Source organism: Edaphosphingomonas haloaromaticamans, from assembly GCF_001853345.1.
Classification (GTDB): Bacteria; Pseudomonadota; Alphaproteobacteria; order Sphingomonadales; family Sphingomonadaceae; genus Sphingomonas_E; species Sphingomonas_E fennica.
The window spans coordinates 1,174,197-1,199,589 of sequence record NZ_MIPT01000001.1 but is presented as its reverse complement, the minus strand read 5'-3'; the positions used below and the strand labels follow the sequence as shown (position 1 = coordinate 1,199,589).

At 66.6% G+C, this 25,393-nt stretch carries 24 protein-coding genes; 15 read left to right on the top strand and 9 right to left on the bottom strand.

What is annotated here, in order from left to right; all coding sequences use genetic code 11:
- Positions 1-16: 16 nt before the first annotated feature.
- Complete coding sequence (locus tag BHE75_RS05645; RefSeq protein ID WP_015459714.1) at positions 17-2,356, top strand: TonB-dependent receptor; 2,340 nt, start codon at positions 17-19, stop codon at positions 2,354-2,356.
- Positions 2,346-3,833 carry an esterase-like activity of phytase family protein gene (locus BHE75_RS05640; protein ID WP_070933015.1) on the top strand — a complete coding sequence of 496 codons (1,488 nt, stop codon included), beginning with the start codon at positions 2,346-2,348 and terminating at the stop codon, positions 3,831-3,833. The genes BHE75_RS05645 and BHE75_RS05640 overlap by 11 nt, the downstream gene beginning before the upstream one ends.
- Positions 3,834-3,899: 66 nt before the next feature.
- On the opposite strand, the gene BHE75_RS05635 is transcribed toward BHE75_RS05640, so the two are convergent.
- The 3 genes from BHE75_RS05635 to BHE75_RS05625 all read right to left on the bottom strand — a co-directional run bounded on the left by BHE75_RS05635 (position 3,900) and on the right by BHE75_RS05625 (position 8,638).
- Positions 3,900-4,562: a hypothetical protein gene (locus BHE75_RS05635; RefSeq protein ID WP_070933013.1), complete on the bottom strand. Its 663-nt coding sequence runs from the start codon at positions 4,560-4,562 to the stop codon at positions 3,900-3,902.
- A gap of 10 nt (positions 4,563-4,572) precedes the next feature.
- Positions 4,573-7,293 (bottom strand): patatin-like phospholipase family protein, encoded by a 2,721-nt coding sequence (locus BHE75_RS24670; RefSeq protein ID WP_217494712.1) that lies wholly within the window; start codon positions 7,291-7,293, stop codon positions 4,573-4,575.
- A 388-nt stretch (positions 7,294-7,681) separates the two neighbouring features.
- On the bottom strand, positions 7,682-8,638 hold the full coding sequence (locus tag BHE75_RS05625) for a LysR family transcriptional regulator (protein WP_070935532.1): 957 nt from the start codon (positions 8,636-8,638) through the stop codon (positions 7,682-7,684).
- A 107-nt stretch (positions 8,639-8,745) separates the two neighbouring features.
- On the opposite strand from BHE75_RS05625, the gene BHE75_RS05620 reads away from it, so the two are divergent.
- From BHE75_RS05620 to pcaD, 11 genes are all read left to right on the top strand, one after another.
- Positions 8,746-9,912 (top strand): muconate/chloromuconate family cycloisomerase, encoded by a 1,167-nt coding sequence (locus BHE75_RS05620; RefSeq protein WP_070933008.1) that lies wholly within the window; start codon positions 8,746-8,748, stop codon positions 9,910-9,912.
- 2 nt (positions 9,913-9,914) lie between these two features.
- A complete protein-coding gene (gene catC, locus BHE75_RS05615) occupies positions 9,915-10,205 on the top strand; it encodes a muconolactone Delta-isomerase (RefSeq protein WP_015459708.1) in 291 nt (96 codons plus the stop codon).
- A 64-nt stretch (positions 10,206-10,269) separates the two neighbouring features.
- Positions 10,270-11,199 carry a catechol 1,2-dioxygenase gene (gene catA / locus BHE75_RS05610; protein ID WP_070933006.1) on the top strand — a complete coding sequence of 310 codons (930 nt, stop codon included), beginning with the start codon at positions 10,270-10,272 and terminating at the stop codon, positions 11,197-11,199.
- A 16-nt stretch (positions 11,200-11,215) separates the two neighbouring features.
- Entirely contained in the window at positions 11,216-12,586 is a 1,371-nt protein-coding gene (locus BHE75_RS05605; protein ID WP_070933004.1) for a Rieske 2Fe-2S domain-containing protein, read from the top strand.
- Complete coding sequence (benB, locus tag BHE75_RS05600; RefSeq protein ID WP_070933002.1) at positions 12,583-13,071, top strand: benzoate 1,2-dioxygenase small subunit; 489 nt, start codon at positions 12,583-12,585, stop codon at positions 13,069-13,071. The genes BHE75_RS05605 and benB overlap by 4 nt, the downstream gene beginning before the upstream one ends.
- 23 nt (positions 13,072-13,094) lie before the next feature.
- Positions 13,095-14,129, top strand: a complete 1,035-nt coding sequence (benC, locus tag BHE75_RS05595) for a benzoate 1,2-dioxygenase electron transfer component BenC (RefSeq protein ID WP_084652954.1) — start codon at positions 13,095-13,097, stop codon at positions 14,127-14,129.
- A complete protein-coding gene (benD, locus tag BHE75_RS05590) occupies positions 14,126-14,911 on the top strand; it encodes a benzoate diol dehydrogenase BenD (RefSeq protein WP_070932998.1) in 786 nt (261 codons plus the stop codon). Before benC ends, benD begins: the two co-directional genes overlap by 4 nt.
- Before the next feature lie 36 nt (positions 14,912-14,947).
- A complete protein-coding gene (locus BHE75_RS05585) occupies positions 14,948-15,670 on the top strand; it encodes a CoA transferase subunit A (protein ID WP_070932996.1) in 723 nt (240 codons plus the stop codon).
- Complete coding sequence (locus BHE75_RS05580) at positions 15,670-16,323, top strand: 3-oxoacid CoA-transferase subunit B (protein WP_070932994.1); 654 nt, start codon at positions 15,670-15,672, stop codon at positions 16,321-16,323. The genes BHE75_RS05585 and BHE75_RS05580 overlap by 1 nt, the downstream gene beginning before the upstream one ends.
- Entirely contained in the window at positions 16,320-17,522 is a 1,203-nt protein-coding gene (gene pcaF / locus BHE75_RS05575; protein ID WP_070932992.1) for a 3-oxoadipyl-CoA thiolase, read from the top strand. The genes BHE75_RS05580 and pcaF overlap by 4 nt, the downstream gene beginning before the upstream one ends.
- A complete protein-coding gene (pcaD, locus tag BHE75_RS05570; RefSeq protein ID WP_139181652.1) occupies positions 17,522-18,307 on the top strand; it encodes a 3-oxoadipate enol-lactonase in 786 nt (261 codons plus the stop codon). Before pcaF ends, pcaD begins: the two co-directional genes overlap by 1 nt.
- Positions 18,308-18,329: 22 nt before the next feature.
- Here the strand turns inward: pcaD and BHE75_RS05565 are convergent, their stop codons facing one another.
- The 3 genes from BHE75_RS05565 to BHE75_RS05555 all read right to left on the bottom strand — a co-directional run bounded on the left by BHE75_RS05565 (position 18,330) and on the right by BHE75_RS05555 (position 20,359).
- Complete coding sequence (locus BHE75_RS05565; RefSeq protein ID WP_070932990.1) at positions 18,330-19,349, bottom strand: alpha/beta fold hydrolase; 1,020 nt, start codon at positions 19,347-19,349, stop codon at positions 18,330-18,332.
- A complete protein-coding gene (locus tag BHE75_RS05560) occupies positions 19,349-19,882 on the bottom strand; it encodes a DUF1097 domain-containing protein (RefSeq protein ID WP_015459697.1) in 534 nt (177 codons plus the stop codon). The genes BHE75_RS05565 and BHE75_RS05560 overlap by 1 nt, the downstream gene beginning before the upstream one ends.
- Before the next feature lie 81 nt (positions 19,883-19,963).
- Positions 19,964-20,359: an Ohr family peroxiredoxin gene (locus BHE75_RS05555; protein ID WP_070932988.1), complete on the bottom strand. Its 396-nt coding sequence runs from the start codon at positions 20,357-20,359 to the stop codon at positions 19,964-19,966.
- Positions 20,360-20,506: 147 nt separating this feature from the next.
- On the opposite strand from BHE75_RS05555, the gene BHE75_RS05550 reads away from it, so the two are divergent.
- The gene (locus tag BHE75_RS05550) at positions 20,507-20,968 is read left to right on the top strand and encodes a MarR family winged helix-turn-helix transcriptional regulator (RefSeq protein WP_070932986.1); all 462 of its coding nucleotides are present in this window, start codon (positions 20,507-20,509) and stop codon (positions 20,966-20,968) included.
- A 9-nt stretch (positions 20,969-20,977) separates the two neighbouring features.
- Here the strand turns inward: BHE75_RS05550 and BHE75_RS05545 are convergent, their stop codons facing one another.
- The 3 genes from BHE75_RS05545 to BHE75_RS05535 form a co-directional block, all read right to left on the bottom strand.
- Entirely contained in the window at positions 20,978-21,466 is a 489-nt protein-coding gene (locus BHE75_RS05545) for a DUF3237 domain-containing protein (protein WP_070932984.1), read from the bottom strand.
- A gap of 76 nt (positions 21,467-21,542) precedes the next feature.
- A complete protein-coding gene (locus tag BHE75_RS05540) occupies positions 21,543-22,526 on the bottom strand; it encodes an MBL fold metallo-hydrolase (RefSeq protein WP_070932982.1) in 984 nt (327 codons plus the stop codon).
- Positions 22,527-23,183, bottom strand: a complete 657-nt coding sequence (locus BHE75_RS05535) for an NAD-dependent dehydratase (RefSeq protein ID WP_070932980.1) — start codon at positions 23,181-23,183, stop codon at positions 22,527-22,529.
- Positions 23,184-23,364: 181 nt separating this feature from the next.
- On the opposite strand from BHE75_RS05535, the gene BHE75_RS05530 reads away from it, so the two are divergent.
- Positions 23,365-25,329: an oleate hydratase gene (locus BHE75_RS05530; protein ID WP_070932978.1), complete on the top strand. Its 1,965-nt coding sequence runs from the start codon at positions 23,365-23,367 to the stop codon at positions 25,327-25,329.
- The last annotated feature ends 64 nt before the right edge of the window (positions 25,330-25,393 follow it).

Sequence of the window (25,393 nt, the reverse complement as noted above, 5' to 3'; positions counted from 1 at the left end):
TACAAAGGGGGCGCGAATGTTGCAAAAGTCCGTTGTCACGTTGGCGGTTGCCGCCAGTTTTTCGGTACTCGCGCCGGCGGAGGCGCAGGCCGCCGCGCCCGGTGAGGCGGACAGCAGCGAAGCCGGGGATATCGTCGTCGTCGGCAGCGGGCAGACCCGTTCGGTTTCAACCCTGGTGCCGTCGAACCTCGAGGTGCTGCCGCCCGGCACCAGCGTGCAGAAGGCGCTGAACTTCCTGCCGGGCGTGATGGCGCAGTCGATCGACGCGCTGGGCGTCAACGAACAGTCGCTGTCGCTCCAGGTGCGCGGTTTCAACACCACGCACCTCGGCTACACGCTCGACGGCATGCCGCTCGGCGACGGCGCCTATAACAACTATAACGGCCTCACCATCAGCCGCGCGCTGATCTCCGAAAATCTCGGCCGCGCCGATCTCGCGACCGGCATCGCCGGCCTCGGCATCGCTTCGACCAGCAACCTCGGCGGTGCGCTGACCTATATCAGCAGCGATCCGCATCAGGACATGGGGCTGGCGGTCAGCCAGACATTCGGCAGCGAGGATGCGTTGCGCACCTTCGTGCGCTTCGACACGGGCGAGCACGGCGGTTTCTCGGCCTATCTCTCCGGCCAATATAGCGAACAGGACCTGTTCGTGAACCAGCGCGCCTGGAACAAGTCCACGGGCAAGCAATTCAACGGCAAGCTGAAATACGAATTCACCGGCGGCACGATCACCGCCTTCGCGGACTTTTCGCGCACCAACCAGGCCGACGATGCCTATCTGTCGAAGGAGATGCTCGGCCGTCTCGGCTGGGATTGGGGTGGCTATGCGCCCGATTGGCAATCCTATCTCGGCGTGGCCTATTGCGGCGTGACCGGGCCGACCGCGCCGGACAAGTGCGTCCCCGCGCCGTCGCCGCAGAAGAATTCCGACGTCACCTTCACCAACGGCCAGATCCTGCGGAACGACGACCTGTTCTACGTCGCCGGGGATTTCGACATCACAAAATCCCTCACCGCGCGCGTGCAGGTATATCATCATGAGGACAAGGGCGCCGGCAACAACTGGATCGTCGGCTGGTCCAAGCAGGGCACGCCGGCCACCGATGACGACGTGCCGGTCCAGATCCGCGACACACGCTACACCATCGACCGCACCGGCGCGCTTGCAAGCCTGAATTGGGACGTCGGCTTCAATCATTTCCAGGCCGGCTTCTGGCTGGAGGACAATACCAGCAGCGCCGCGCGCTATATCTGGACCAACGTCACGGGCCCCTTCAGCCTGGCGCATTTCCTGAAAGGCCAGCCGGATACCGCCCAGTGGGTGCAGGAAACCAAGTGGAAGACGCGGCAGTTCTACGTCCAGGATACGGTGAAGCTGTTCGATGAGGCGCTGAGCATCGATTTCGGGTTCAAGGGCACCTACTCGAAATCGGATGCCGAGGCCCAGAACGGCATCGCCAAGACGCCGCCGCCGGCATCCAGCCAGTTCGCGACAGGATCTCTGACGGCCAAGGATTATTTCCTGCCGCAGGTAGGCGTGCACTGGCAGGTCGCGCCCCAGCACGAGCTGTTCGCAAGCTATGCCGAGAATATGGCGATGTATCAGGGCGGCTTCAAACTCGGTCCGCAGTCGGTTTCGCAAGCCGTCTGGGATGTGCAGGGCAAGACCCTGAAGCCCGAGACGTCGAGAAGCTTCGAGGGCGGCTATCGCTTTGTCACCGGCCCACTGCAGGTTGCGTTGAGCGGCTATTGGGTGGATTTCGACAACCGCCTGCTGCAATATAATCCCTGCCCGACGAACCAGCAGCAAAATCCGGGTTGCGGCAACTCCTTCCACAATGCCGGCAGCGTCACCAGCAAGGGCGTGGAACTCGGCGTGCTCTGGAAGCCGCTGCCCTGGCTGAACTGGTACAATTCGGCCTCCTACAACAAGTCCACCTACGATGACGACCTCAACTGGTGCACGGCCACCTGCGTGGTGAAGGCCACGGCGGGCAAGCAGCAGGTGGATACGCCGAAGGAGATGTTCGCCAGCGTGCTGACCGTAAAGCAGGGCGGCTTCTCCGCCTCGCTGCAGGGCAAATATACCGGCCGGCGCTACTACACCTACACCAACGACCAGAGCTTTGGCGGCTACACCACGTTCGACCTCGGCCTCGGTTACGACTTCGGCACGCTCGGCGCGCTGAAGGGCGCGAAGCTGTCGCTGAACATCACCAATCTGACCAACAAGCGCTATGCCTCGAACTTCGACAGCAGCGTGTTCGCGCCCGACGATGCGGCCGGCACCATCCTGGTGTTCCACTCGTCGGCGCCGCGGCAGGCCTTCGGGACGCTCAGCATTGGGTTCTAAACCGCTGCGCGTCGCGCTGGCCCTCTATTGGCTCGTCACGGCCTTCCCCGCCTTCGCCGGCGGGGAAGAGCCCGTTACCCGCCCCCATCTGGATCATGCCGCCGCCGCGCGGAGCGTTTCGCTGAACGGCCGGACCTTCATCAACCGGGGACTGGTTGGCGCCGGCCGGCTGCCGGCGGGAACGGTCGATTTTCTCGGCGACACGCTCGGCTCCTTCTCCTCGCTGCAGATCGCGCCCGGCAGCTGGAAGCGCGTCGGCGATCATTATGAAGGCATCCTCTGGACGCTGCCGGACCGGGGGCGCAACGATCCCGGCGCCAATCTCTTCTTCGACTATCCGGCCCGGCTCGAGCGTTTTCGCATCCGCTTCACGCCGGGCGATGGCCGGCTCGACATCGCGCCCGATGGCGGGCTCGAGCTGCGCGACTTTCGCGGGCGGCGCTTCACCGGAGCCGATCCGGGCACGGGCATGCTGACAGAGCGCGGCCTGCTCCTGCCGGCGCCGGCCAGCGGGATCGGCAGCGGCAAGGTGTCGCTGGACGCGGAGTCGCTGCAATTCACGCGCGACGGCGGCTTCTACATCGGCGACGAATATACCGCCAACATCTACTATTTCGACCGGCGCGGCCAATTGCGGGGCTTGATCCAGCCGCCCCCGGCGGTGGCGCCGAGCCGCGACGGACGCCCTTATTTCGGCTCGCTACAGGCCCCGGATACGGGGCGCCGCAACAACCAGGGCCCGGAAGGCATGTCCCTGTCGCCCGATGGCCGGACGCTGTTCGTGGCGCTGCAGAGCGCGCTGATGCAGGACAGCGCCACCGGCAATGCCGCCGGCCGCACCGGCATACGCGTGCTCGCCTACGACGTCACCGGCACGCCGACACCGGCGCAGCCCGTCGCCCACTATGTGATGCAGCTGCCGGCCTATAATGACGCCGGCGATGGCCGCGCCCCCAATCGCACCGCCGCGCAGAGCGAAATCCGCGCGATCGACGCCCACAGCTTCCTGATGCTCGCGCGCGATGGCGCCGGGCTGGGCGCGGCAGGCTCGGCGCCCATCGTCTACAAGAGCATCCTGCTGGTGGACGTGACGGGCGCGACCAATCTCGCCGGCACCGAATATGAAACCGGCACGGCATCGGTGCTGCAGGACCCGGCCGGCACCGCGCTGCGGCCCGACATCGTCCCGGCCGAGCGGATCGAGCTGGTGAACATGCTCAATCCCGCGCAGCTCGCGCGCTTCGGGTTGAGCGTCGAGGCGCTGTCCGAGAAATGGGAGGCGATGGACCTTGTTCCGGCATTGGAGCCGGATCGTCCGGACGACTATTTCCTGCTCGTCGGCAACGACAACGACTTCATCGCGCGGCGCTGCCGCATGTCCGGCCAGTCCTGCGACTCGAGCCTCGACAATGACAGCCGGATACTGGTCTATCGCCTGAGCCTGCCGGCCCCGCTCCCGCAGGCGCGATCCCGGTAGCCGGGGTAACGCTCTATCCCAGCGCCCTGAGGAGACTGATCGTCCGGCGCAACAGAAAGCCGCTCCTCACATCGTCTCCACCGAGGCAGCCAGCGGCAGCTCGCGGTTCAGGGTGGCGTGAATGCTGAGCTCATAGGCCGGGCTCCAGTCGCGGCCATCGCCCGGCACGCGCTCCACCACCGGATCGCCGCAGCGGCCCCGCAGGAGCCCGGACCAGAAACGCGGCCATTCTATCGCATTGACGTGGGAGAGGTCGCGCGACCGGAGCGCCTGCGCCGCCACGGCGGGCACCAGCAATATCCGTCCGTCGGACGTGTAGATCAGCACGAAGCTCTCCGGCGTATAGCGCAGCATGTTCCCAAGCTGGCGCTGGAGCCTCGCATGGTCGCCACCCGACATCGGCCGGCCCGCATCGTGCCGTTTGGCCTGGAGCAGCAAGAAGGTCTGGAGCTGCCATTCCTCCGCGTCGCAGGAAAAGCGGATGAGCGCATCCGTCCCGTTTTCATGTTCGTCGGTGCGCTTCGTGAGCTTGACGGTGAGGGACAGCCCGAAGCCCGGTTGCGTCGCGGCGAAATTCTCCGCCTCATATTCGACGAGGGCGAGCAGCGAACCGGTCACATGCTCTTCCTCGCGCCAGTCGGTGCCGAATTTTCGGGCGTAGACCGCCTGCGTCCGTTCGCCGAACGTGACGCCCAGCTGGTCCAGCATGATCTGGAATTCGGTCTCCATCCCCATCTCCTCAGGGCGTCATGGACGACGGCCGCCAGCCGGGCTTGTCGGAGGTCGGCGCGGGCGCAAAGAGCTTTTCGCCGGTCAGTTCGCCAAGCCTGCGATAGGCCTCCCATTGCGCCTCGTCGAAAAACTGGTCGGCGGTCGTCTGCTGGGGGAAATCGCGATGCCCCGCCCCTGCCTGATAGGCCAGGATTTCAGGCGGCTCAGCCATGGTCAGCCGCGGCTTGACCAGGAGCAGCGTGCCGGTGCTGCCGTCGTCATAATCGATGTGCGCGATGGCGGCCACGGACTTGGCTTCAGCGGTCTTCGACAGGTCGGCAAACTCCCCGATCATGTCTGCAAGATCCGTATCCTGGCCAAGCTTCTCCTTGATCTGCGCCGAGGTGAGAAAGCGGATCCTGGCACCGAGGTCGGTCCGCGCGCGGCCCATCAGCCGGACCATGTCCGCCATTTCATACCGGGGGTCCGCGCCATTGTCGCAGATGATGATGAAGGCCACGCGGCGCTGCAGAAGCGCATAGGCGCCCGTATTCTCGAAATGTCCGCCATCCGTCAGATACCAGCGCCTGCGCCTGGTTCCGGCGAAGGCTCCGCGCAGTTCGAGCAGCAGATAATTCTGGACGAAGTCGCGCAGACTATTGGGAAGGCTTTGGCCCCACGCCGCCAGAGACGTGCGCGCGGCGTCCCGGTTCGCCAGCAGGCTTCGCATCCCGACCGAAGCGTCGCGAAGGCGCTGCAAAGGTGACGGCCGCTTGCGCGCGCGCCTGGCCTTCCACCAATAGCCAAGCCGCACATTGCCGAGCGTCGCCAGAATCGAGGTCCCGAGCGAGGTTCCCGAACCGATCGCCGCGGATACCGCCGCACCGGAAATGGCCACCCAGTTGGCAAGCGGCAGCTCCTCGCCAAACTGCAAGGGGAAGGCGCCCGTGCGGCCGACCATGGCCGTGCCGGGGTGGGAGCCTTCATAGACGATGCCCTTGGGCGACAGGTGCATCGGCTTGCCCTTGCGGTCCCGCGCCACGAGATTGGAATCCCCGGTCATCGTCTCGGCGATGGTGACGTTGATCAGGTGGAGCGGCACCAGATTTGCAGCGCCCCCGGAATAATAGCGTTCGAGCCGGATGGTATCCTGGGGATCATCGCTCCGCACCGATCCGGCTTCGCGCCCTGCGCTCGAGGCGCCCACATAGGCACGACGGAGGCGCGCGGCATAGAAGGTCGAAAGCGACGAGAGGTTGATGAAGGAAAACGACATCCCCAGCACGATGTTGGCGACGACGAGGAGCAGCGCCACGACGCAAGCGGGGCTCCATTCGCGCCCGAACAGCGTGACAGGCTCGACCCCGGAGGCTTTCAGGGCGCCAAAGCCCCACGCCGCGGCCGCGCTCCAGATCACCAGCCACAGCATGAGCAGGCTGAGGCCGGCGATCGCCACGATCGTCGGCAATCGCTGCTCGAGCCAGTTGTTGCCGACCTGCCCGGACCCGGATTTGAGCCGCGTGCTCGCAAGATAGCTCATGATCGGCGGAACGATGGCGGTAAGGAGCGGCCATAGCTGCGCAAGGTCGGGAAGGCTGGGCCCACCACCTTCCCAATTCTCGAATGCCTTGAGCAGGCGGACGATCACCAGATCGCCGAAGCGAACGATCAAAAGAAGCGCGGCGATCGCGACAAGGGCCATCAACGCCTTCGTCATGACATTGCTGAGCGCCGTGCGAACCCGATCTTCGGCTGCAATCAGATATTGCGGATTTCTGAGGTCGTTGGCGCGCTTCGCCTTTCGGGTCGCGGCATCGGCATCGCGCGCGATCGGCCTGTGCTCGACACCGCCATGAAGGGCCTCCATCGCCATGTAGAGGACGAGGGCCGCAACGAGCACGCAGACGGCAAACCCCGGCAGGAACGTCGCGGGGAGCATCCAGGTGCCCAAGCCACGGAGACTTGCGGCAAGCCATTCCCCGCCGGGCAGCCGCGGAAGGATGCCGATGACGCACGGTTGCCACCACGCCGCACTGAAATAGGCCGCCGCGACCACCATCGCCCAGAAGAAGCCGTTGCTGGCCGCGCGCTTGAAGCGATTGCCGGGGATCCATTCGCGCCGGGTCAGCCAGTAGGACGTGCCCGCCGCCAGGACGGTGCCGACGGCGACGAGGGTGAGCCGGACGAGCGTCGGGCTCCACCCATGCGTGTCGGTTGCGATCCACTGATCGGCGAGGCGCACCAGCCAGAAGAGCAGTAAGGCGACCATACCGAACACGAAATGGACGGCCGCCCAGTTGCGGAGCACGAGCGCGGCACCGAAGAAGGCGTCGCTCGTGCCGCCCGGCGTCAGATAGCGGCCGGCTTCCCGCAGGCGCCGGACGGCTTCGCGGCCGGCGGGGCTCTGCAGGGGCCTTGCGGGATCGAAGGCCAGCGCCTTGCCGGATCGCTCCCCATTGCCGCGATGGGTCTCGGGCACGAACAGCGCCCCGAAGAAGCTGCCGATATAGCTGCCGCCCGAGACCGTCGAGATATAGTCGATCCGGGGAATGAGCCCGTAGGCGCTCAAGGCCTGGAGGAAGCCGAGGCTGAATGTCGCACTTCGGATTCCGCCGCCCGACAGGGCGAGGCCCGTGACGGGCGCATCCGGATCGATCGGCGTTTTGAAGCCCTTGCGCCGGTCGTCGATCCGCTTGCGCTCCGCCGCGCGCAAGATGTCGAAGGGCTGATTGTCGACCGGTCCCTGCACCGGTTCCGCCGGCTCAGCCGCGATGTTTCCCTGATCGGGGGCCGGATCGACGGCGCCCGATGCTCCGCGTGGGCGCCGCGCGCGTTTCGGTTCAGGCGAAGCCGGCGCGCCACTGGCCGATGCCTCGGCGGCTTGCGGGTCGTTCTCCAATGCGTCCTCCCCCACGGAATCCCGGGATCGGATCATGGCGCGCCGGCTTCCGGATTCCGGCGGACGATTGCATGATCGATCCGCATCGCACTCGCCTGGCCGGCACGTCGCCCAGAAAATGCGCCTGCCGCCCGGTCTCTTTTGTGACGCCGCTTGAGGCGCAATTGAGCCAGCGATCCGCAACCGGAGTCAAATATAATCAGCGACGGCGCCGGATTCGGGGCCGGGTTGGGGATCGTCATCCCCAGTCGCCCCCCTCCCCGGTTCCGGCCGCCAGCCGGCGCATCAGCCCGGTGGGCATCGGCCAGCCCCAGTCGCGATACAGTTCCGCCACCACGCGCATCATCGTCGCCAGATGCGGCGACGGATCGTCCCTGCGATGGCTGATGATGATCGGGGAAACCGCGCGCTGCACCAGTTCGCGGAATATCACGTCGCGCCGGCCCATCATGTGCACCGCCGCCGGCACGATGCACACGCCGTCCTCCGCCGCCACCAGCCCCAGCGCGGTCTGAAGCTCGCGCACCTCGTGCACCGCCTGCGGCACCACGCCATGATCGTTGAGCAGCGACAGCACCTGATCGGCATAGCTCGGCCGCGGTTCGCGCGGATAGACGATCACCGCCTCGTCGGCGAGATCGGCGATATCGATCGGCCGCTCGCCCGCCAGCAGGCGGTGGCCGATCGGCAGGGTGACCACCATCGACTCCTCGCGCAGCACTTCGCGCTCCAGCGCCGGATCGTCGAAGCGGACGCGGCCGAAGCCCACGTCGATGCGGCCTTCCTTCAGCGCGGCGATCTGCTCGATGCTCATCATCTCGATCAGCCGCAGGTCGACATCGGGCGCGGCCCGTCGAAAGCTGCGGATGATGTCCGGCAGGCGGGCGTAGAGAACCGACGGCACGAACCCCACCAGGAAGCGCGGCCGGTTGGAGGTGACGAAGGCGCGCATCGCCTCCTTCATCTCGTCCATGCGGCGCGTCACCTGGATCGCCTGCTCATAGAAGAGGCGACCGGCATCGGTGAGCGCCATCGGCCGGCTTTCCCGATCGAACAGCTGCGCGCCCACTTCCTGTTCGATCTGCTGGATCTGCCGGCTGAGCGGCGGCTGCGCCATGTTGAGCCGTTCGGCCGCGCGGCTGAAATTGCGTTCGGCCGCCACCGCCAGGAAATAACGAAGCTGCCGGATATCCACCGCCATACTCCCAGGGTATAGGGCCGGACCCACTTAATCTTTCCCAGCGCCAGCCGCAAGGCATATCCCCGACGAAAGCGGATCGAGCCGCGCTGATCGGATGAGAGATGCCTGCAATCGAGTCCATAGATACCTTTCTGGTAGACTTGCCGACCATCCGGCCGCACATCCTTTCGATGGCGACGATGATGCGCCAGACCGCCGTCTTCGTCCGCATCCACTGCGCGGACGGCGTGATCGGCACCGGCGAGGCGACCACCATCGGCGGCCTCAGCTACGGCCCGGAAAGCCCCGAAGGCATCAAGCTCGCCATCGATACCTATTTCGCGCCGCTGCTGCTGAAAGCCGATGCCGCGCGCCCCGCGCTGATCATGGACATGCTGGGCAAGGCGATCGTCGGCAATCATTTCGCCAAATGCGCGGTGGAAACGGCGCTGCTCGATGCGATGGGCCAGCGGCTGGGCGTGCCGGTATCGGAACTGCTGGGCGGCCGCCGGCGCGACAGCCTGCCCGTCGCCTGGACGCTCGCCAGCGGCAATACCCGGCAGGATATCGCCGAGGCCGAGCAGATGCTCGAGCTTCGCCGCCACAACATCTTCAAGCTCAAGATCGGCAAGCGCAGCGTCGAGGACGACGTCGCCCACGTCGCCGCGATCAAGAAGGCGCTGGGTGATCGCGCCAGCGTGCGGGTGGACGTGAACCAGGCATGGGATGAGGCCAGCGCATCGCGCGGCATCTCCCTGCTGCAGGATGCCGGCTGCGATCTCGTCGAACAGCCCGTCGCCGCCCATGCCCGCAACGCCATGGCCCGCCTCGCCCAGGCCCATATCATCCCGATCATGGCCGATGAGGCGCTGACCGGCCCCAGCAGCGCCTTCGATTATGCGGCATCCGCCGCCGCCGACGTGTTCGCGGTGAAGATCCAGCAATCCGGCGGGCTCCATGCAGCGTGCAAGGTCGGCGCCATCGCCGATGCGGCGGGGATCGCGCTTTATGGCGGCACGATGCTGGAAGTCGGCATCGCTACCGCCGCCTCTGCCCATGTGTTCGCGACCTTCCCCAGGCTCGCCTTCCAGACCGAGCTGTTCGGCCCCCTTCTCGTCACCGAGGAAATCCTGGCCGAGCCGCTCCGCTATGCCGATTTCGCGCTCAAGGTACCGGACGGCCCCGGCCTCGGCGTCTCGCTCGACATGGATCGCGTCGCCTTCTTCCGGCGCGACGCGGACCGCAAATCCTTCCACGGCGGCACCGCCCCCCAGGCTGCAAGAGGCTGATCATGCTTTTCCACGTCCGCATGGATGTAAACATTCCCCACGATCTCGATCCGATCCGCGCCGATGAGCTGAAGCGCGTGGAACGGGAACGGGCGCAGGCCCTGCAGAAGCAGGGCAAGTGGCGCCACCTGTGGCGCATCGCCGGCCAATATTCCAACGTCAGCATCTTCGACGTGGCCGACGCCCAGGAACTGCATGATCTGGTGAGCACGCTGCCGCTGTTCCCGTTCATGGACATCGCCGTCACGCCGCTGTGCCGGCACCCTTCCTCCATCCATCAGGACGATCGCTGAGCCCTGATCCACACGCAGAAGAGGCGCGCCAAGAACCAAGCCCAAAGCGCCGGGAGAGCAAGACATGACCGAACATTTCGTTGATACCCCTGCCGTCCAGGACCTGCTCGAAAAGCTGAGTGGCGGGGATCAGGCCACGGGCGATCCGCGCATCAAGGCCATCGTCCGCCGCATCGTCGGCGATCTTTTCGCCACCATCGACGAATTTTCCGTCAGCGATGACGAATTCTGGGCGGCGCTGAACTTCGCGATCGCCGGCGCGCCGGAATTCGGGCTGTGGGCGGCGGGCCTCGGGCTGGAACGCTATCTCGATATCCGCGCCGATGCAGCCGATGCCGCCGCCGGCATCACCGGCGGCACGCCCCGCACGATCGAAGGCCCGCTCTATGTGGCGGGCGCCCCGGAATCGACCGGCTTCGCCCGCATGGACGNCGGCAGCGAGGACGACAAGGCCGAGGTGCTGATCCTCCACGGCCAGGTCCGCGACGTGAACGGCCGGCCGCTCGTCGGCGCGAAGGTGGAAATCTGGCACGCCAACACGCTCGGCAACTACAGCTATTTCGACAAGAGCCAGAGCGACTACAACCTCCGCCGCACCGTCATCACCGATGCCGAGGGCCGCTATGCGGTGCGCTCGATCGTGCCGGTCGGCTATGCCTGCCCCGCCGGCGGATCGACCGAGGCGATCCTGAGCGCCATCGGCCGCCACGGCAACCGGCCGGCCCATATCCACTTCTTCGTCTCGGCCGATCACCATCGCCACCTGACGACGCAGATCAACATCGACGGCGATCCCTATCTGCACGACGATTTCGCCTATGCGACCCGCGACGAGCTGATCCCGCCGGTCCACCGCGCGACCAGCAGCAACCTCGGCGCGAAATACGGCGTCGAAGGCCCCTTTGCCGAGATCGAGTTCGATTTCGAACTGCACGCCGCCACGGCCGCCGGGGAAGAGGACGCCTCTACCCGCGCCCGCGCGCTGGCGGCCTGAACCGGGAGCAGGGACGATGGCTGCCGATATCATTGGCCGCATCAACAGCGCGGTCGTCGACGACAAGGAAAACGGCGTCTTCCGCTGCCGCCGCGACATCTTCACCGACGAAGCCCTGTTCGATCTGGAGATGAAGCACATCTTCGAGGGGAATTGGGTATATCTGGCGCATGAAAGCCAGATCCCCGAGCCCAACGATTATTTCACGACCTGGATCGGCCGTAAGCCCGTCGTCATCACGCGGGACAAGGGCGGCGATCTCAACGCCTTCATCAACGCCTGCGCGCATCGCGGCGCGATGCTGTGCCGGCGCAAGCATGGCAACAAGGGCAGCTTCACCTGCCCCTTCCATGGCTGGACGTTCAGCAACGCCGGCAAGCTGCTGAAGGTGAAGGACGGCAAGACCGGCGAATATCCGCCGTCGTTCAACCGCGATGGCTCGCACGATCTCACGCCCGTCGCCCGCTTCGCCAATTATCGCGGCTTCCTGTTCGGCAGCCTCAACGCCGATGTCGCCCCGCTGGAGGAATTTCTGGGCGGCGCGCGCGCGGTGGTCGACCAGATCGTCGATCAGGCGCCCGATGGGCTGGAGGTGCTGCGCGGCAACTCCTCCTACATCTACGACGCCAACTGGAAGCTCCAGATCGAAAACGGGGCGGACGGCTATCACGTCTCCTCGGTTCACTGGAACTATTCGGCCACCATGGGCCGCCGCAATTACGAGGCCGAAGGCACCCGCACCGTCGACGCCAACGGCTGGTCGAAGAGCGTGGGCGGCGTCTACGCCTTCGAGAACGGCCACATCCTGCTCTGGACGGAGCTCCTCAATCCCGAGGTCCGCCCCGTCCATGCGCATCGCGCGGAGCTGGAGGCACGGCTGGGCAAGGATCGCGCCGATCACATCATCGGCCAGACCCGCAATCTCTGCGTCTATCCGAACGTCTATCTGATGGATCAATTCTCCACCCAGATCCGCGTCGTCCGCCCGCTCGGCGTCGACCAGACGGAAGTGACCATCTACTGCTTCGCGCCCAAGGGCGAGAGCGCCGCCGATCGCACGCTGCGCATCCGGCAATATGAGGATTTCTTCAACGTCAGCGGCATGGGCACGCCGGACGATCTGGAGGAATTCCGCGCCTGCCAGACCGGCTATGCCGGCGCGGCGACCCAGTGGAACGATCTGAGCCGCGGCGCGATGCGCTGGATCGACGGCCCGGACGACAATGCCCGCGCCGTGGGCCTCGCCCCGCTGCTCAGCGGCGAACGCAGCGAGGATGAGGGCCTGTTCGTCCGCCAGCACGAATATTGGGCGGAAGCGCTGACGACCGCGATCGCGCGCGAGGCGGCGCGGGAACCCGCCCGCGCGCCGGGAGGAGCCGCCGCATGAGCGCCACCCTCGAAACGATCACGGCCTTCCTCCATCGCGAGGCGCGCCTGCTCGACGATCGCGAATGGGACGAATGGCTGACCTGCTATTCGCCCACGGCCAGCTTCTGGATGCCCGCCTGGGACGATGACGACCAGCTGGTCGACGATCCCCAGAGCCAGGTGTCGCTGATCTATTATTGCAACCGCGACGGGCTGGAGGATCGCGTCTTCCGCATCAAGACGGAACGGTCCGGCGCCAGCACGCCGGAACCGCGCACCTGCCACTTCATCGCCAATGTCGAGATCGTGGACGAACGCGACGGCGAGGTGGACGTGCGCTTCAACTGGCACACGCTCAGCCACCGCTACAAGGAAACCAGCAGCTTCTTCGGCACCTCCTTCTACACCGTCGACACCCGCGGCGATCGGCCGCTGATCACCGCCAAGAAGGTCGTGCTCAAGAACGACTACATTCACCAGGTCATCGACATCTACCACATCTGAAGATGGCCTGACGGAGAGAGATCATGACGTTCCGCATCGCCCTCAACTTCGAAGACGGCGCCACACGCTTCATCGACTGCAATGCCGGCGAAAAGGTGCTGGATGCCGCCTATCGCAACAAGATCAACCTGCCGATGGACTGTTCGGACGGCGTGTGCGGCACCTGCAAGTGCCGCGCCGAACAGGGCGATTATGATCTGGGCGACGATTATATCGACGATGCGCTCACCGCCGAGGAGGCGGAGGAAGGCCTGGTCCTCACCTGCCAGATGGTGCCTTCGTCGGATTGCGTGATCGCCGTGCCGGTGCCGTCGTCCGCCTGCAAGGTCAAGCCGGCGGATATCGCGGTGGAACTGGTCGCGATCGAACGGCTTTCGCCCCACCGGGTGCGCGTGTCGATCAAGGCGACGGATGCCGGCCTGCCCGCCTTCCTGCCCGGCCAATATGTGAACTTCGCCGTTCCCGGCAGCGGCGGGACGCAGCGCTCCTATTCGTTCAGCTCCGCCCCCGGCGCGGAGGTCGCGACCTTCCTCATCCGCAACATCCAAGGCGGCAGGATGGGGGATTATCTGGGCAAGCGCGCCGCGACCGGCGACCGGCTGATCCTCAACGGCCCGCTTGGCAGCTTCTATCTGCGCGAACCCAGGCGGCCGATGCTGATGCTGGCCGGCGGCACCGGCATCGCGCCGATCCTGTCGATGCTGGAGGATCTTGCCGCGAAGGGCGCCAACGGCCACGCCGTGCGGCTGCTCTACGGCGCGCACGACGCCGCCGATCTTGTCGAGGTGGAACGGATCGAGGCGCTGGCCGCCCGCATCCCCGGCTTCACCTTCGCCACCACCTGCTCGGGCGCCGGCAGCGATCACCCACTCACCGGCCACGTCACCGATCATTTCGGCGCGGCGGACCTGAACGGCGGCGATGCCGACATCTATCTCTGCGGTCCGCCGGAAATGGTGGAGGCCGTGCGTGCCCATGTCGCGTCGTGCGGCGTCACCGTCGCCAACCTCTATTATGAGAAGTTCGTCCCCGCGCAGGCCGAGGCGCTGGCGGCATGACCTTCCAGGGGCGCTTCGCGGGCAAGGTGATGGTCGTCACCGGCGCGGCCCAGGGCATCGGCGCGGAAGTCGCGATCCGCGCGGCCGCCGAAGGCGCGCGGCCCGTGCTGGTCGATCGCGCCGAACTGGTCGACGAGGTGGCGCGCACGATCCTCGCTGCCGGCGGCGAAGCGCTTGCGGTCCGTGCGGACCTCGAGACGTTCGACGGCGCCGCCACCGCCATGGCGGCCGCCGTCGAACGCTTCGGCCGGATCGACATCCTCGTCAACAATGTCGGCGGGGCCATCCGCATGCGCCCCTTCGCCGCCTTCGAGCCCGAACAGATCGAGGCGGAGATCCGGCGTTCGCTGATGCCGACGCTCTGGTGCTGCCGTGCCGCGCTGCCGGCGATGCTGGAAGCCGGGCGCGGCACGATCGTCAACGTTTCCTCCAATGCCACGCGCGGCATCCACCGCGTCCCCTATTCGGCGGCCAAGGGCGGCATCAACGCCGTCACCCAGAGCCTGGCGATGGAATATGCCGATCGCGGCATCCGCGTCGTCGCCACCGCCCCCGGCGGCACGCAGGCCCCGCCCCGCCGCATCCCCCGCAACGCCGAAGGCGATACGCCCGAAGAGCAGGCCTGGATGGCCGATGTCGTCCGGCAGGTGACGGAATCCGCTTTCCTCAAGCGCTATGCCACGCTGGCCGAACAGGTGGCGCCCATCCTTTTCCTCGCGTCCGACGAAGCATCGTACATTACCGGCAGCACCCTGCCCGTGGCCGGCGGCGACCTCGGCTAGGCGGACGAGCCCGATCGATCCGAAGGAGAGAAATCCATGCCCGACAAAATCTATCCGTCGCCCCGGGCGGCCCTGGAAGGCGTGCTGTTCGACGGGATGACAATCATGTCCGGCGGCTTCGGGCTTTCCGGCAATCCCGAAAGCCTGATCCCGGAAATCCGCGCCAGCGGCGTGAAGGATCTGACGGTCGTCTCCAACAATGCGGGCGCCGACGGCTTCGGCCTGTGGATGCTGCTGGAAAGCCGCCAGATCGGCAAGATGATCTCGTCCTATGTCGGCGAGAACAAGCTGTTCGAAAGCCAGTATCTGTCGGGCGAGCTGGAGCTGGAACTGAACCCGCAGGGCACGCTAGCCGAACGCATCCGCGCGGGCGGCGCGGGCATCCCGGCCTTCTACACCAAGACCGGCGTCGGCACCGTGGTGGCGGAAGGCAAGCCCACGGAAATGTTCGAGGGCGAGGAATATGTCCGCGAAACCTGGCTGCGCGCGGATCTTTCCATCATCAAGGCCTGGCGCGCGGACCCCGCCGGCAACCTGATGTTCCGCAAGACGGCGCGCAACTTCAACCCCAACATGGCCACCGCCGGCAGGATCACGGTGGTGGAGGTGGAGGAGATCGTGCCCGCCGGCACCTTCGACCCGGACTGCATCCACACGCCCGGCATCTATGTCGACCGCATCGTCCTTTCGACGATCAACGAAAAGCGGGTCGAGAAGCTGACGACACGGCCGCGCGCGCGCCTTGAGGAGAACGCCTGATGGCCGGCTGGACCCGCGACGATATGGCCGCGCGCGCCGCGAAGGAGCTGCGCAACGGCTATTATGTGAACCTCGGCATCGGCATCCCGACGCTGGTGGCCAATCATGTGCCGGCCGGCGTGGAGGTGACGCTCCAGTCCGAAAACGGCATGCTCGGCATCGGCCCCTTTCCCTATGAGGGCGAGGCGGATCCGGACCTGATCAACGCCGGAAAGCAGACGATCACAGCACTTCCCACCTCCAGCTTCTTCTCCTCGGCGGACAGCTTCGCGATGATCCGGGGCGGCCATATCGACATGGCGATCCTCGGCGCGATGGAAGTCGCCGCCAATGGCGATCTCGCCAACTGGACGATCCCGGGGAAGATGGTGAAGGGCATGGGCGGCGCCATGGATCTGGTGGCCGGCGTGAAGCGCGTCATCGTCGTCATGGATCATGTGTCCAGGAACGGCAGCCCCAAGATCCTGGACCGCTGCTCGCTGCCGCTGACGGGCAAGGCGGTGGTGGACCTGATCGTCACCGATCTCGCCGTCATCGCCGTCGATCGGAAGGCCGGCGGCCTCACCCTCCTGGAAACCGCGCCCGGCGTCGGCGTCGAGGAAATCGTGGCGAAGACCGGCGCGCCGATCCGCGTGGAGGCGCTGGCGGCATGACCGAAGCCTTCATCTGCGATGCCGTCCGCACGCCGATCGGCCGCTATGGCGGCGCGCTGGCCGCCGTCCGGGCCGACGATCTCGCCGCCATCCCGATCCGCGCGCTCATCGAACGCACCGGTATCGATCCGGCGGCGATCGACGACGTGATCCTCGGCGCCGCCAATCAGGCGGGCGAGGATAATCGCAACGTCGCCCGCATGGCCGCCCTGCTCGCCGGCCTGCCGGAAAGCGTCGGCGGATCGACCGTCAACCGGCTCTGCGCCTCCGGCCTCGATGCGATCGGCACGGCCGCCCGCGCAATCCGTTCGGGCGATGCCGATCTGATGATCGCGGGCGGCGCCGAAAGCATGAGCCGCGCGCCCTTCGTCATGCCCAAGGCGGAAAGCGCCTTTTCGCGCAGCAACGCGATCCATGACACCACGATCGGCTGGCGCTTCGTCAATCCGAAGATGAAGGCCGCCTATGGCGTCGATTCCATGCCGGAAACGGGCGAGAATGTCGCGACCGACCATGCCGTGTCGCGCGCGGATCAGGATGCCTTCGCATTGAGCAGCCAGCAGCGGGCGGCCGCCGCCCAGGCACGCGGCTGGTTCGCGGAGGAAATCGTTCCCGTCATAATCGCCGATCGCAAGGGCCGCGAAACCATCGTCGATACGGACGAGCACCCCCGTCCGGAAACCACCGCCGATGGGCTGGCGAGGCTGAAACCCATCGTCCGCCCCGACGGCACGGTGACGGCCGGCAACGCCTCCGGCGTCAATGACGGGGCGGCGGCGATGATCCTCGCCAATCGGGCGGCGGCGCAGCGTCACGGCCTCAAGCCCCGTGCCCGCATCCTCGGCATGGCGAGCGCCGGCGTCGCGCCGCGCGTGATGGGCATCGGCCCGGTGCCCGCCACCCGGAAGCTGCTCGCGCGGCTGGGCCTAGCGATCGACGATCTCGACGCGATCGAACTCAACGAAGCCTTCGCCAGCCAGGGTCTTGCCGTGCTGCGCGGCCTCGGCATCGCCGATGACGATGCCCGCGTGAATCCCAATGGCGGGGCGATCGCGCTCGGCCATCCGCTCGGCATGTCGGGCGCGCGCATCCTGCAGGCGCTGGTTCACCAGCTCGAAGCCACCGGCGGCCGCTACGGCCTTGCCACCCTGTGCATCGGCGTCGGCCAAGGCCTGGCCATCGCCGTGGAAAGGATCTGATGGAAAAATCCTTCTTCATCGCCGGCGACGGCTGCCGCATCGCCTATCGCCTCGATGGTCCGGCGGAGGCGCCGGTGCTGCTGCTCTCCAACTCGCTCGGCACCGATATGGGCATGTGGACGCCGCAGATGGATGCGTGGATACGGGATTTCCGCGTGCTGCGCTATGACGGCCGCGGCCACGGCGCCTCGGCCTGCCCCGCCGGCGCTTATTCCATCGATCGGCTCGGCCGGGATGCGGCGGAGCTGCTCGATGCGCTCGGGCTTGCCGCCGTTCATTTCTGCGGATTGTCCAAGGGCGGCATGGTCGGCCAATGGCTTGCCCACCGCGCGCCCGAACGGCTGCGCGGCCTCGTCCTCGCCAACACCTCGGCTTATATGGGGCCGCCTTCGGGCTGGCAGGCGCGGATCGAAGGCGTGCTGGCCGATGGCATGGCGCCGCTTGCCGATGCCTCGCTGGGCCGCTGGTTCACCCCGGGCTTTCCAGCCACCAATCCCGGTGCCGTGGCCCCGATCCGCGCCATGCTGCTGGCCAATGATCCGGCGGGCTATGCCGGCTGCTGCGCCGCCATCCGCGACATGGACCAGCGGCCGACGGCCGGCCTCAACCATAGCCGCACCCTGATCATCGCGGGAAGCGAGGACCCGTCCACCACGATCGCGGACGCCGAATTCCTGCAGAACCAGGCCCGCGACGCCCGCCTCCACATCCTGCCCGCCGCCCACCTTTCCAATGTGGAATGTCCGGCCGATTTCGCGGCGGCCGTCGCCGGCTTCCTGACCTAGCCGGCGTCGGCCTCGTCCGGCCTCAGCCGGATGAGGCCACGGCGATAACCGCATCGGCAAAGGCACGCGGCGCTTCCTGCGGCAGATTGTGGCCGATGCCGCCCGTGATCAGCCGGTGCGCATAGCGCCCCGAAAATTTGCGGGCATAGGCCGATGGTTCGGGATGAGGCGCGCCGTTGGCATCCCCTTCCATCGTGATCGTCGGCACGGTGATGACGGGCGCTTCCGCCAGCCGCGCCTCCAGCGCATCATATTGCGGCTGCCCGGCGGCAAGGCCCAGGCGCCAGCGATAATTGTGGATCACGATCGCGACATGATCGGGGTTGTCGAACGCCTGTGCCGATCGATCGAAAGTGGCATCGTCGAACTTCCATTCGGGTGAGGCCGTCTGCCAGATCAGCCGTGCGAAAGCGCCGCGGTTGCGTTCATATCCGATGCGGCCGCGTTCGGTGGCGAAGTAGAATTGATACCACCAGGCCAGTTCCGCCCTGGGCGGGAGCGGCGCCTGATTGGCCTGCTGGCTGCCGATCAGGTAGCCGCTGACCGACACCATCGCCTCGCAGCGTTCCGGCCAGAGCGCGGCAACGATATTCGCCGTCCGCGCCCCCCAGTCGCAACCGCCCAGGATCGCCTTGGGAATGCGAAGCGCATCCATCAGCGCGATCACATCCTTCGCCAGCACCGATTGCTGCGCGTTGCGCGGGGCTGCGTCCGAAAGGAAACGCGTGCCCCCGAAACCGCGCAGATAGGGGACGATCACCCGATAACCGGCCGCGGCGAGCAGGGGTGCGGCATCGGCATAGCTGTGAATGTCATAGGGCCAGCCGTGGAGCAGGATGACCGGGCGGCCGGAGGCCGGGCCGGTTTCGACATAAGCGATGGAAAGTTCGCCAGCGGCAACCTGCCGGAGCGGGCCGAAGCTGGCGGCCGGCCCGGCCGCCGCGGCCACCGGCCGGGTCAGGCCGAAAGCCATGGCCGCCGGAGCGATCGCCGCGAGCCCGAGGAAGTGGCGGCGGCGCGGATCAACGGGTGCAGCGGTCATCAGCGATCTCCCTCGGATTCAACCAGCGATTGCAGGTGTCCCGCAATGGCAGCCGATGCCCCGCCGATCACCGCCGCGCCTGCCAGCAGGGTGAAGCTCGCAACCTCGGGCGGCAAGCCCGAATAGAAGAAGCTGGTGAGACCGAGGAAATAGGCCAGCGGATTGTTGACCGGGGCGAAGGTCCGCAAGCTCATCACCAGCAGGACGACACCCACCACGGCAACCGGCGTGGCGGCCGTTCCCAACGCCGGCGCCAGCCAGGCGATGACTATCGCGGTGCCGATGCCGAAGGCCAGGCCGATCAGGAAGGAAAGCAGGTTGCCGGCACTTTCCCGCAAGCTCTGCCCGCCTACGCTGTAGGCGATCCAGCCAAGGAACATGGCCGGCGCCGGCAGGTGCATCGCAAGCGTGCCGAAGGTGGCCAGGCCCGCGACGATGGCGGTCGTGGCCGTCACGGCATGGAAGCGCGGCTGGGCGGCAAAGACGAGCGCGGGCGGGGCCGGCGTCGCTATGGCGTCGGAATATATGCTCATGGCAAGCTCCATCGATTTTGGGAACCGGGGCACGGACCGGGGCTTCAGAGCGATGAAGAACCCCGATCCGTGCCGGAGGATTCAGAGGATATTGGTCGCAACGTCGATGTTGCCGTGGACCGCCTTCGAATAAGGGCAGATCCCGTGCGCGGCATCGGCAAGCTCGCGCGCCACGGCGCGGTCGATGCCCGGCAAGCTCACGTCGAGCCGGGCGCGCAGGAAGAAGCCGCCGCCGTTGCGGGCCAGCTCGATCTGGGCATCCACCGCCAGGTCGGCCGGCAGCGCGATCTTCCGTTCGGCGGCGGCAACCCCGATCGCCCCGATATAGCAGGCCGACCAGGCGGCCCCGAAGAGCTGCTCGGCCGCCGGATGCGGTTCGGGCAGCCGGATGTCCAGAAAGCCGTCGCTACTGCGGGTGATACCGTCATGGCCGCCGCTGGTGTGGGTGCGGCCGGTGAAAAGCACCTTCTCAATCATGATCCATGTCCTTCGATTTGAATGATCGGTTCCGATTAGATCGGATACGATTGAAATGGACCTGCCCATCAAACATGTCAACCCTTCCGATTTCATCGGATGCGATATATATGAGCCTGACAGGCAACAAACCCGCTGGATCCCATCATGAACGAGAAATCGGCTGCCCCCACCAATCAGCCAAAACTGGCTGATTTCCTTTGCTTTTCCATATATTCGGCCAACCTCGCTTATGGCCGTGCATACAAACCGATACTGGAGGAGCTGGGCGTCACCTACACCCAGTGGATCATCATCGTCGCCCTGTGGGAGGAGGACGAACAGACTGTCAAAAGCCTTGGAGAGAAGCTGTTCCTCGAATCGAACACCCTCACGCCGATCCTCAAGAAGCTGGAGGAGCTGGGCTATGTGCGCCGGCAGCGCGATCCCGCCGACGAGCGGCAGGTCGTCATCAGCCTTACCGATGCCGGCCGCGCCCTGCGGGAAAAAGGCGCCCAGCGCACGCTGGTCGCGGCATCAGGCCTGGAAGCGGAGGAATTCAGCCAGGTGCAGAAGGCCGTCGCGCGGCTCCGGGACAATCTGCTCGAACATGCGCGCAAGAACGGCTGAAGCGCGATCTCAGAGAATTTCGAAGATGTTGTAGATCGGGCCATGGGCCAGCCGATGGCCCACCCCGATCGCGACGATGCGGTTGAGCCATTCATAGCGCGACGCGGATGTCGCGAAGACGGGCGCGATCCGGAAATAATAGGTCGTCGGGTCGATATCCTCGCCCCGGCCAAGCCGCGCCATCACCTCGGCCGGGCCATGGCGGATGCCGGTATAGCTCATCGCGATCGAGGCGCCGTCATCGGTGCGCAGCACGACGCGGGCATCCAGCAGGACGGCGCCGTCGCTGCGCAGCGTCTGCCAATCCGTCCCACCGGGAAGCACCGCGCCGGACAGTCGCTCGCCCCGGAAGCCGCCCCCGGAAATGTCGCCGATGCGGCGCTCCGCGCCGGCCGGGCCGCCGGGCGCATGGACCGTCGGAACCGTGACCGTCATCGCGAAGAGCGGCCGCAGACCGACGTCCCGCAGCGCGGCCGGAAGCTCATCGGGAATTGCCATCGCCACCTCCCCTGTCGGCCGATGCTCGCACATCGGCGGGGCCGGCGCGCAGCATGCCGCACGCTTCCGCCGCCATCTACCCGAAATCGGCCACGTCCGCCGGGTGCATCGCCACGAAGCGGGCCGGGTCGATCGCGCGTGCGGCGAGGCCGGCGGCCAGGCGGAGCGCCGGATCGTCGCGGGGCTCGTCGGTCAGCTTGAACGTGCCCCAGTGCATGCCGAGGGCGGCACGGGCATCGAGATCGAGCATGATCTGGATCGCCTCGTCGGGGTCGCAATGCTGCGCGGCCATGAACCAGCGCGGATCATAGGCACCGATGGGAAGCAGGGCGAGATCGACCGGGCCGAAGCGCTGGCGCAGCGCCCGGAAGATGTTGCCGGTGCCGTAGCCGGTATCGCCCGCGAAATAGATCAGCCGGCCCGCCGCGCGCAGCATGAAGCCGCCCCAGAGCGCCATGCGGCGATCGCCGAGGCCGCGGGACGACCAGTGCAGCGCCGGCACGACATGCGCCTCGGCGGCGCCGATCGCGACATGATCGCCCCAGTCGCCGGCCCAGATGCGGGCATCGGGGATATGGCGGAGGACGATGCTGTCATTGCCCAGCGGCGTGGCGATCAGCGGGGTGTGCCGGGCGTGGAGAGCCCGCAGGGTCGCGATGTCGAGATGATCATAATGGTTGTGCGACAACAGGATGGCATCGATCGGCGGCAGGGAGTCCAAGGCCACGCCAGGCGCCGTCGCGCGGCGCGGGCCGGCGAAGGACAAGGGGCTGGCGCGATCCGACCAGACCGGATCGGTGAGGATGTTGAGCCCGCCGGCCTGGATCAGCAGCGTCGCGTGGCCCACCATGGTGACGCGCAGCCCCGCCACCCGCGCATCGGGAATGACGGGCGCCACGGGGACCGACTTCGGCCATGACGTGCGCGGCGCGGTGCGGCGCCAGCGGAGGAGATCGCCGAGCGAGCGGTCCGTCTCCGGCTCGCCCGCGGGGTTCAGGAAACGGGTGCCGTCATAATGATCGGTAACGGGGCCGTCATGATAGCGATTGCGCCCGGACATTCAGGAACGGCCTTGGGCGGCGATGCGGGCGACATCCGCGGAGGTGACGATATGGGTGCCGTCCCCGCCCGAAATCGCCGCCTCGAGGAGCAGCGCGGCGACGGTGGCGGCGGGGCTGATCCGCGCGGCGGGCGGGAGGATCGGCCCCGCGACCCGCAGGACCATATCCATGAACCGTTCCATCGGGCGATGCTCGCCCCGGTCGCCGCCGAGCAGGCCCGGGCGGAGAATGGTGAGCGACGGGAAGGCCAGCCGGCGGACGGCATCCTCCACCTCCCCCTTCGTGCGGGTATAGAGGAAGCGCGACCGGGCATCCGCGCCCATCGAGGATGTCAGGGCGAAGCGCCGGGCGCCGGCCTTGCGGACCCGCGCGGCCACCGCCAGGACATAATCATGATCGACAGCGCGGAAGGCGGCCGCCGATCCGGCCTTGGCCCGCGTGGTGCCCAGCGCGCAGACGGCGCCGTCCACCGCCCACCATGGCGCATCGGCGGGAAGGCTGGCGCCATCCCCGATCGGGTTCAGCAGCCTGGGGTGCGGGGGCAGCGGCCGGCGGGTCGGGGCCACCACCTGCGTGACGCGATCGTCCGCCAGCGCAAGGGCGAGGACGCCGCCGCCGACAAGGCCGGTGGCGCCCGCAAGGAATATTCTGGTCATCCCATTGGATCTAGGATGACGCCGCCGGGAATTTAAGGGGTCCGCGACACCCGGCCGCCGCGGGCAAGCACCCAAGCCGCGCCGCCCGAAACATTTTGCCCCGAAACGTTTTGCCTCCTCGGATGTTGGAGGGAAGCGCGCCAGTTCGCCGCCGATCGTTCCCCTTCATGGAGACGCCCCGATGACCGAGGAAGCCGCCAAAGCCAGCCCATTCCAGGTCGAGGCGGACGCCACGGCCGGCTATTGGCGCAAGCGGGCCGATACCACCCTGCCGCCCCCCGACATGATGGGCGCCTATATGCGCAACCGCCCGGTGCCGCGCGAGCCGGTGGAAGGGCGCAAGGCGTGGATCATCGGCAGCGGCATCGCCGGGCTCGCCGCCGCCTTCTACCTGATCCGCGACGGCGGCATGGCCGGCGAGGACATCACCATCCTGGATACGATGCGGATCGAGGGCGGATCGCTGGACGGCGCCGGCAACCCGGAGGAGGGATATATCGTCCGCGGCGGCCGCGAGATGAACTGGAACTACGACAATCTGTGGGACATGTTCCAGGACGTCCAGGCGCTGGAGTTGCCCGAAGGCTACAGCGTGCTGGACGAATATCGCCTCGTCAACGACGCCGACCCCAATTATTCCAAGTCCCGCCTCATGCACAAATGCGGGCAGATCCGCGATTTCTCCACGCTGGGCCTTTCCCGATCCCAGCAATGGGAGCTGATCCGCCTGATGCTGAAGCGCAAGGAGGATCTCGACGACGTCACCATCGAGCAATATTTCAGCCCCGGCTTTTTCGAGACCAATTTCTGGTTCCTCTGGCGATCGATGTTCGCGTTCGAGAACTGGCAGAGCCTGCTCGAGATGAAGCTCTACATGCACCGCTTCCTCGATGCGATCGACGGGCTGACCGACATGTCGGCGCTGGTCTTCCCCAAATATAACCAGTTCGACACCTTCGTCCGCCCGCTCGTCACCCATTTGCAGGAACGCGGCGTGAAGGTGCGGTTCGATACGCGCGGCTATGATCTCGACATGGCGGTGGCGGGCGATGCGCGCACCGTCACCGCGATCAAGATCAAGGAAGGCGGCAAGGATGCGGCCATTCCCGTCGGCCCGAAGGACCTGGTGTTCGCGATCACCGGATCGATGACCGAGGGCACGGCTTATGGCGACATGGACACCGCCCCCGTGCTCGAACGCGGCCGGCACGATCCCGGCGACGAGAGCGACTGGGCGCTGTGGAAGAACCTCGCGAAGAAATCGCCCGTCTTCGGGAAGCCGGAGAAATTCTACGGCGATATCGATCGGTCGATGTGGGAATCGGTCACGCTCACCTGCTGGCCCTCCCCCTTTGTCGACAAGCTGAAGGAACTGTCCGTCAACGATCCCTATTCGGGCAAGACGGTGACGGGCGGCGTCATCACCTTCACCGATTCCAACTGGGTGCTGAGCTTCACCTGCAACCGCCAGCCCCATTTTCCCACCCAGCCCAAGGATGTGCTGGTGGTCTGGGTCTATGCGCTGCTGATGGACAAGGAGGGCAACCACGTCAAAAAGCCGATGCCCGCCTGCACCGGCCGCGAGATCCTGGCCGAATTGTGCCATCATCTCGGCATCGGGGAGCATCTGGACGCGGTGGTGGCGAACACCAAGGCGCGGCTCGCGCTGATGCCCTACATCACCGCCCAGTTCATGCCCCGCGCCGCGGGCGACCGGCCGCACGTGGTGCCGGCGGGCTGCACCAATCTCGGCCTGATGGGCCAGTTCGTCGAGACGTCGAACGACATCATCTTCACCATGGACAGCTCGATCCGCACCGCGCGCATCGCCGTCTACACCCTGCTCGGCCTGCCCAAGCAGGTGCCGGATATCAGCCCGACCCAATATGACATCCGTTCCCTGCTGAAGGCCGCGCGGGCGCTCAACAACAACGAGCCCTTCCCCGGCGAACGCCTGCTCCACCGGCTGCTGGGCAAGACCTATTACGCCCACATCCTGCCGCCGCTGCCCGAACCCGAGGCCAGCCAGCGCAAGGCGGCGGAGGAGGAGCTGAACGGCCTGCTCGGCAAAGGCAACCAGGCGCTCGGCACCCTGATCGGCTGGCTGGAGAGGGTGCGCGAAAACCTTGCGGCGCGGGGGCGGTAGTTAGGGCCTCGAACAGCCCGGCCGCGCCGATGCCGGCGCCGATATAAGGGACGGGACGATCCAC

Bases quoted from the DNA above. Each gene is read 5' to 3' on its own strand.
- BHE75_RS05550 (WP_070932986.1), top strand. From the start codon at position 20,507: ATGAACGAGAAATCGGCTGCCCCCACCAATCAGCCAAAACTGGCTGAT.
- benC (WP_084652954.1), top strand. From the start codon at position 13,095: ATGACGTTCCGCATCGCCCTCAACTTCGAAGACGGCGCCACACGCTTC.
- catC (WP_015459708.1), top strand. From the start codon at position 9,915: ATGCTTTTCCACGTCCGCATGGATGTAAACATTCCCCACGATCTCGAT.
- benB (WP_070933002.1), top strand. From the start codon at position 12,583: ATGAGCGCCACCCTCGAAACGATCACGGCCTTCCTCCATCGCGAGGCG.
- BHE75_RS05560 (WP_015459697.1), bottom strand. From the start codon at position 19,882: ATGAGCATATATTCCGACGCCATAGCGACGCCGGCCCCGCCCGCGCTC.
- BHE75_RS05535 (WP_070932980.1), bottom strand. From the start codon at position 23,183: ATGACCAGAATATTCCTTGCGGGCGCCACCGGCCTTGTCGGCGGCGGC.
- BHE75_RS05530 (WP_070932978.1), top strand. From the start codon at position 23,365: ATGACCGAGGAAGCCGCCAAAGCCAGCCCATTCCAGGTCGAGGCGGAC.
- BHE75_RS05620 (WP_070933008.1), top strand. From the start codon at position 8,746: ATGCCTGCAATCGAGTCCATAGATACCTTTCTGGTAGACTTGCCGACC.
- BHE75_RS05635 (WP_070933013.1), bottom strand. From the start codon at position 4,562: ATGGAGACCGAATTCCAGATCATGCTGGACCAGCTGGGCGTCACGTTC.
- pcaF (WP_070932992.1), top strand. From the start codon at position 16,320: ATGACCGAAGCCTTCATCTGCGATGCCGTCCGCACGCCGATCGGCCGC.
- BHE75_RS05605 (WP_070933004.1), top strand. From the start codon at position 11,216: ATGGCTGCCGATATCATTGGCCGCATCAACAGCGCGGTCGTCGACGAC.
- benD (WP_070932998.1), top strand. From the start codon at position 14,126: ATGACCTTCCAGGGGCGCTTCGCGGGCAAGGTGATGGTCGTCACCGGC.
- BHE75_RS05540 (WP_070932982.1), bottom strand. From the start codon at position 22,526: ATGTCCGGGCGCAATCGCTATCATGACGGCCCCGTTACCGATCATTAT.
- BHE75_RS05565 (WP_070932990.1), bottom strand. From the start codon at position 19,349: ATGACCGCTGCACCCGTTGATCCGCGCCGCCGCCACTTCCTCGGGCTC.
- BHE75_RS05545 (WP_070932984.1), bottom strand. From the start codon at position 21,466: ATGGCAATTCCCGATGAGCTTCCGGCCGCGCTGCGGGACGTCGGTCTG.
- BHE75_RS05555 (WP_070932988.1), bottom strand. From the start codon at position 20,359: ATGATTGAGAAGGTGCTTTTCACCGGCCGCACCCACACCAGCGGCGGC.
- pcaD (WP_139181652.1), top strand. From the start codon at position 17,522: ATGGAAAAATCCTTCTTCATCGCCGGCGACGGCTGCCGCATCGCCTAT.
- BHE75_RS05645 (WP_015459714.1), top strand. From the start codon at position 17: ATGTTGCAAAAGTCCGTTGTCACGTTGGCGGTTGCCGCCAGTTTTTCG.
- BHE75_RS05585 (WP_070932996.1), top strand. From the start codon at position 14,948: ATGCCCGACAAAATCTATCCGTCGCCCCGGGCGGCCCTGGAAGGCGTG.
- BHE75_RS05580 (WP_070932994.1), top strand. From the start codon at position 15,670: ATGGCCGGCTGGACCCGCGACGATATGGCCGCGCGCGCCGCGAAGGAG.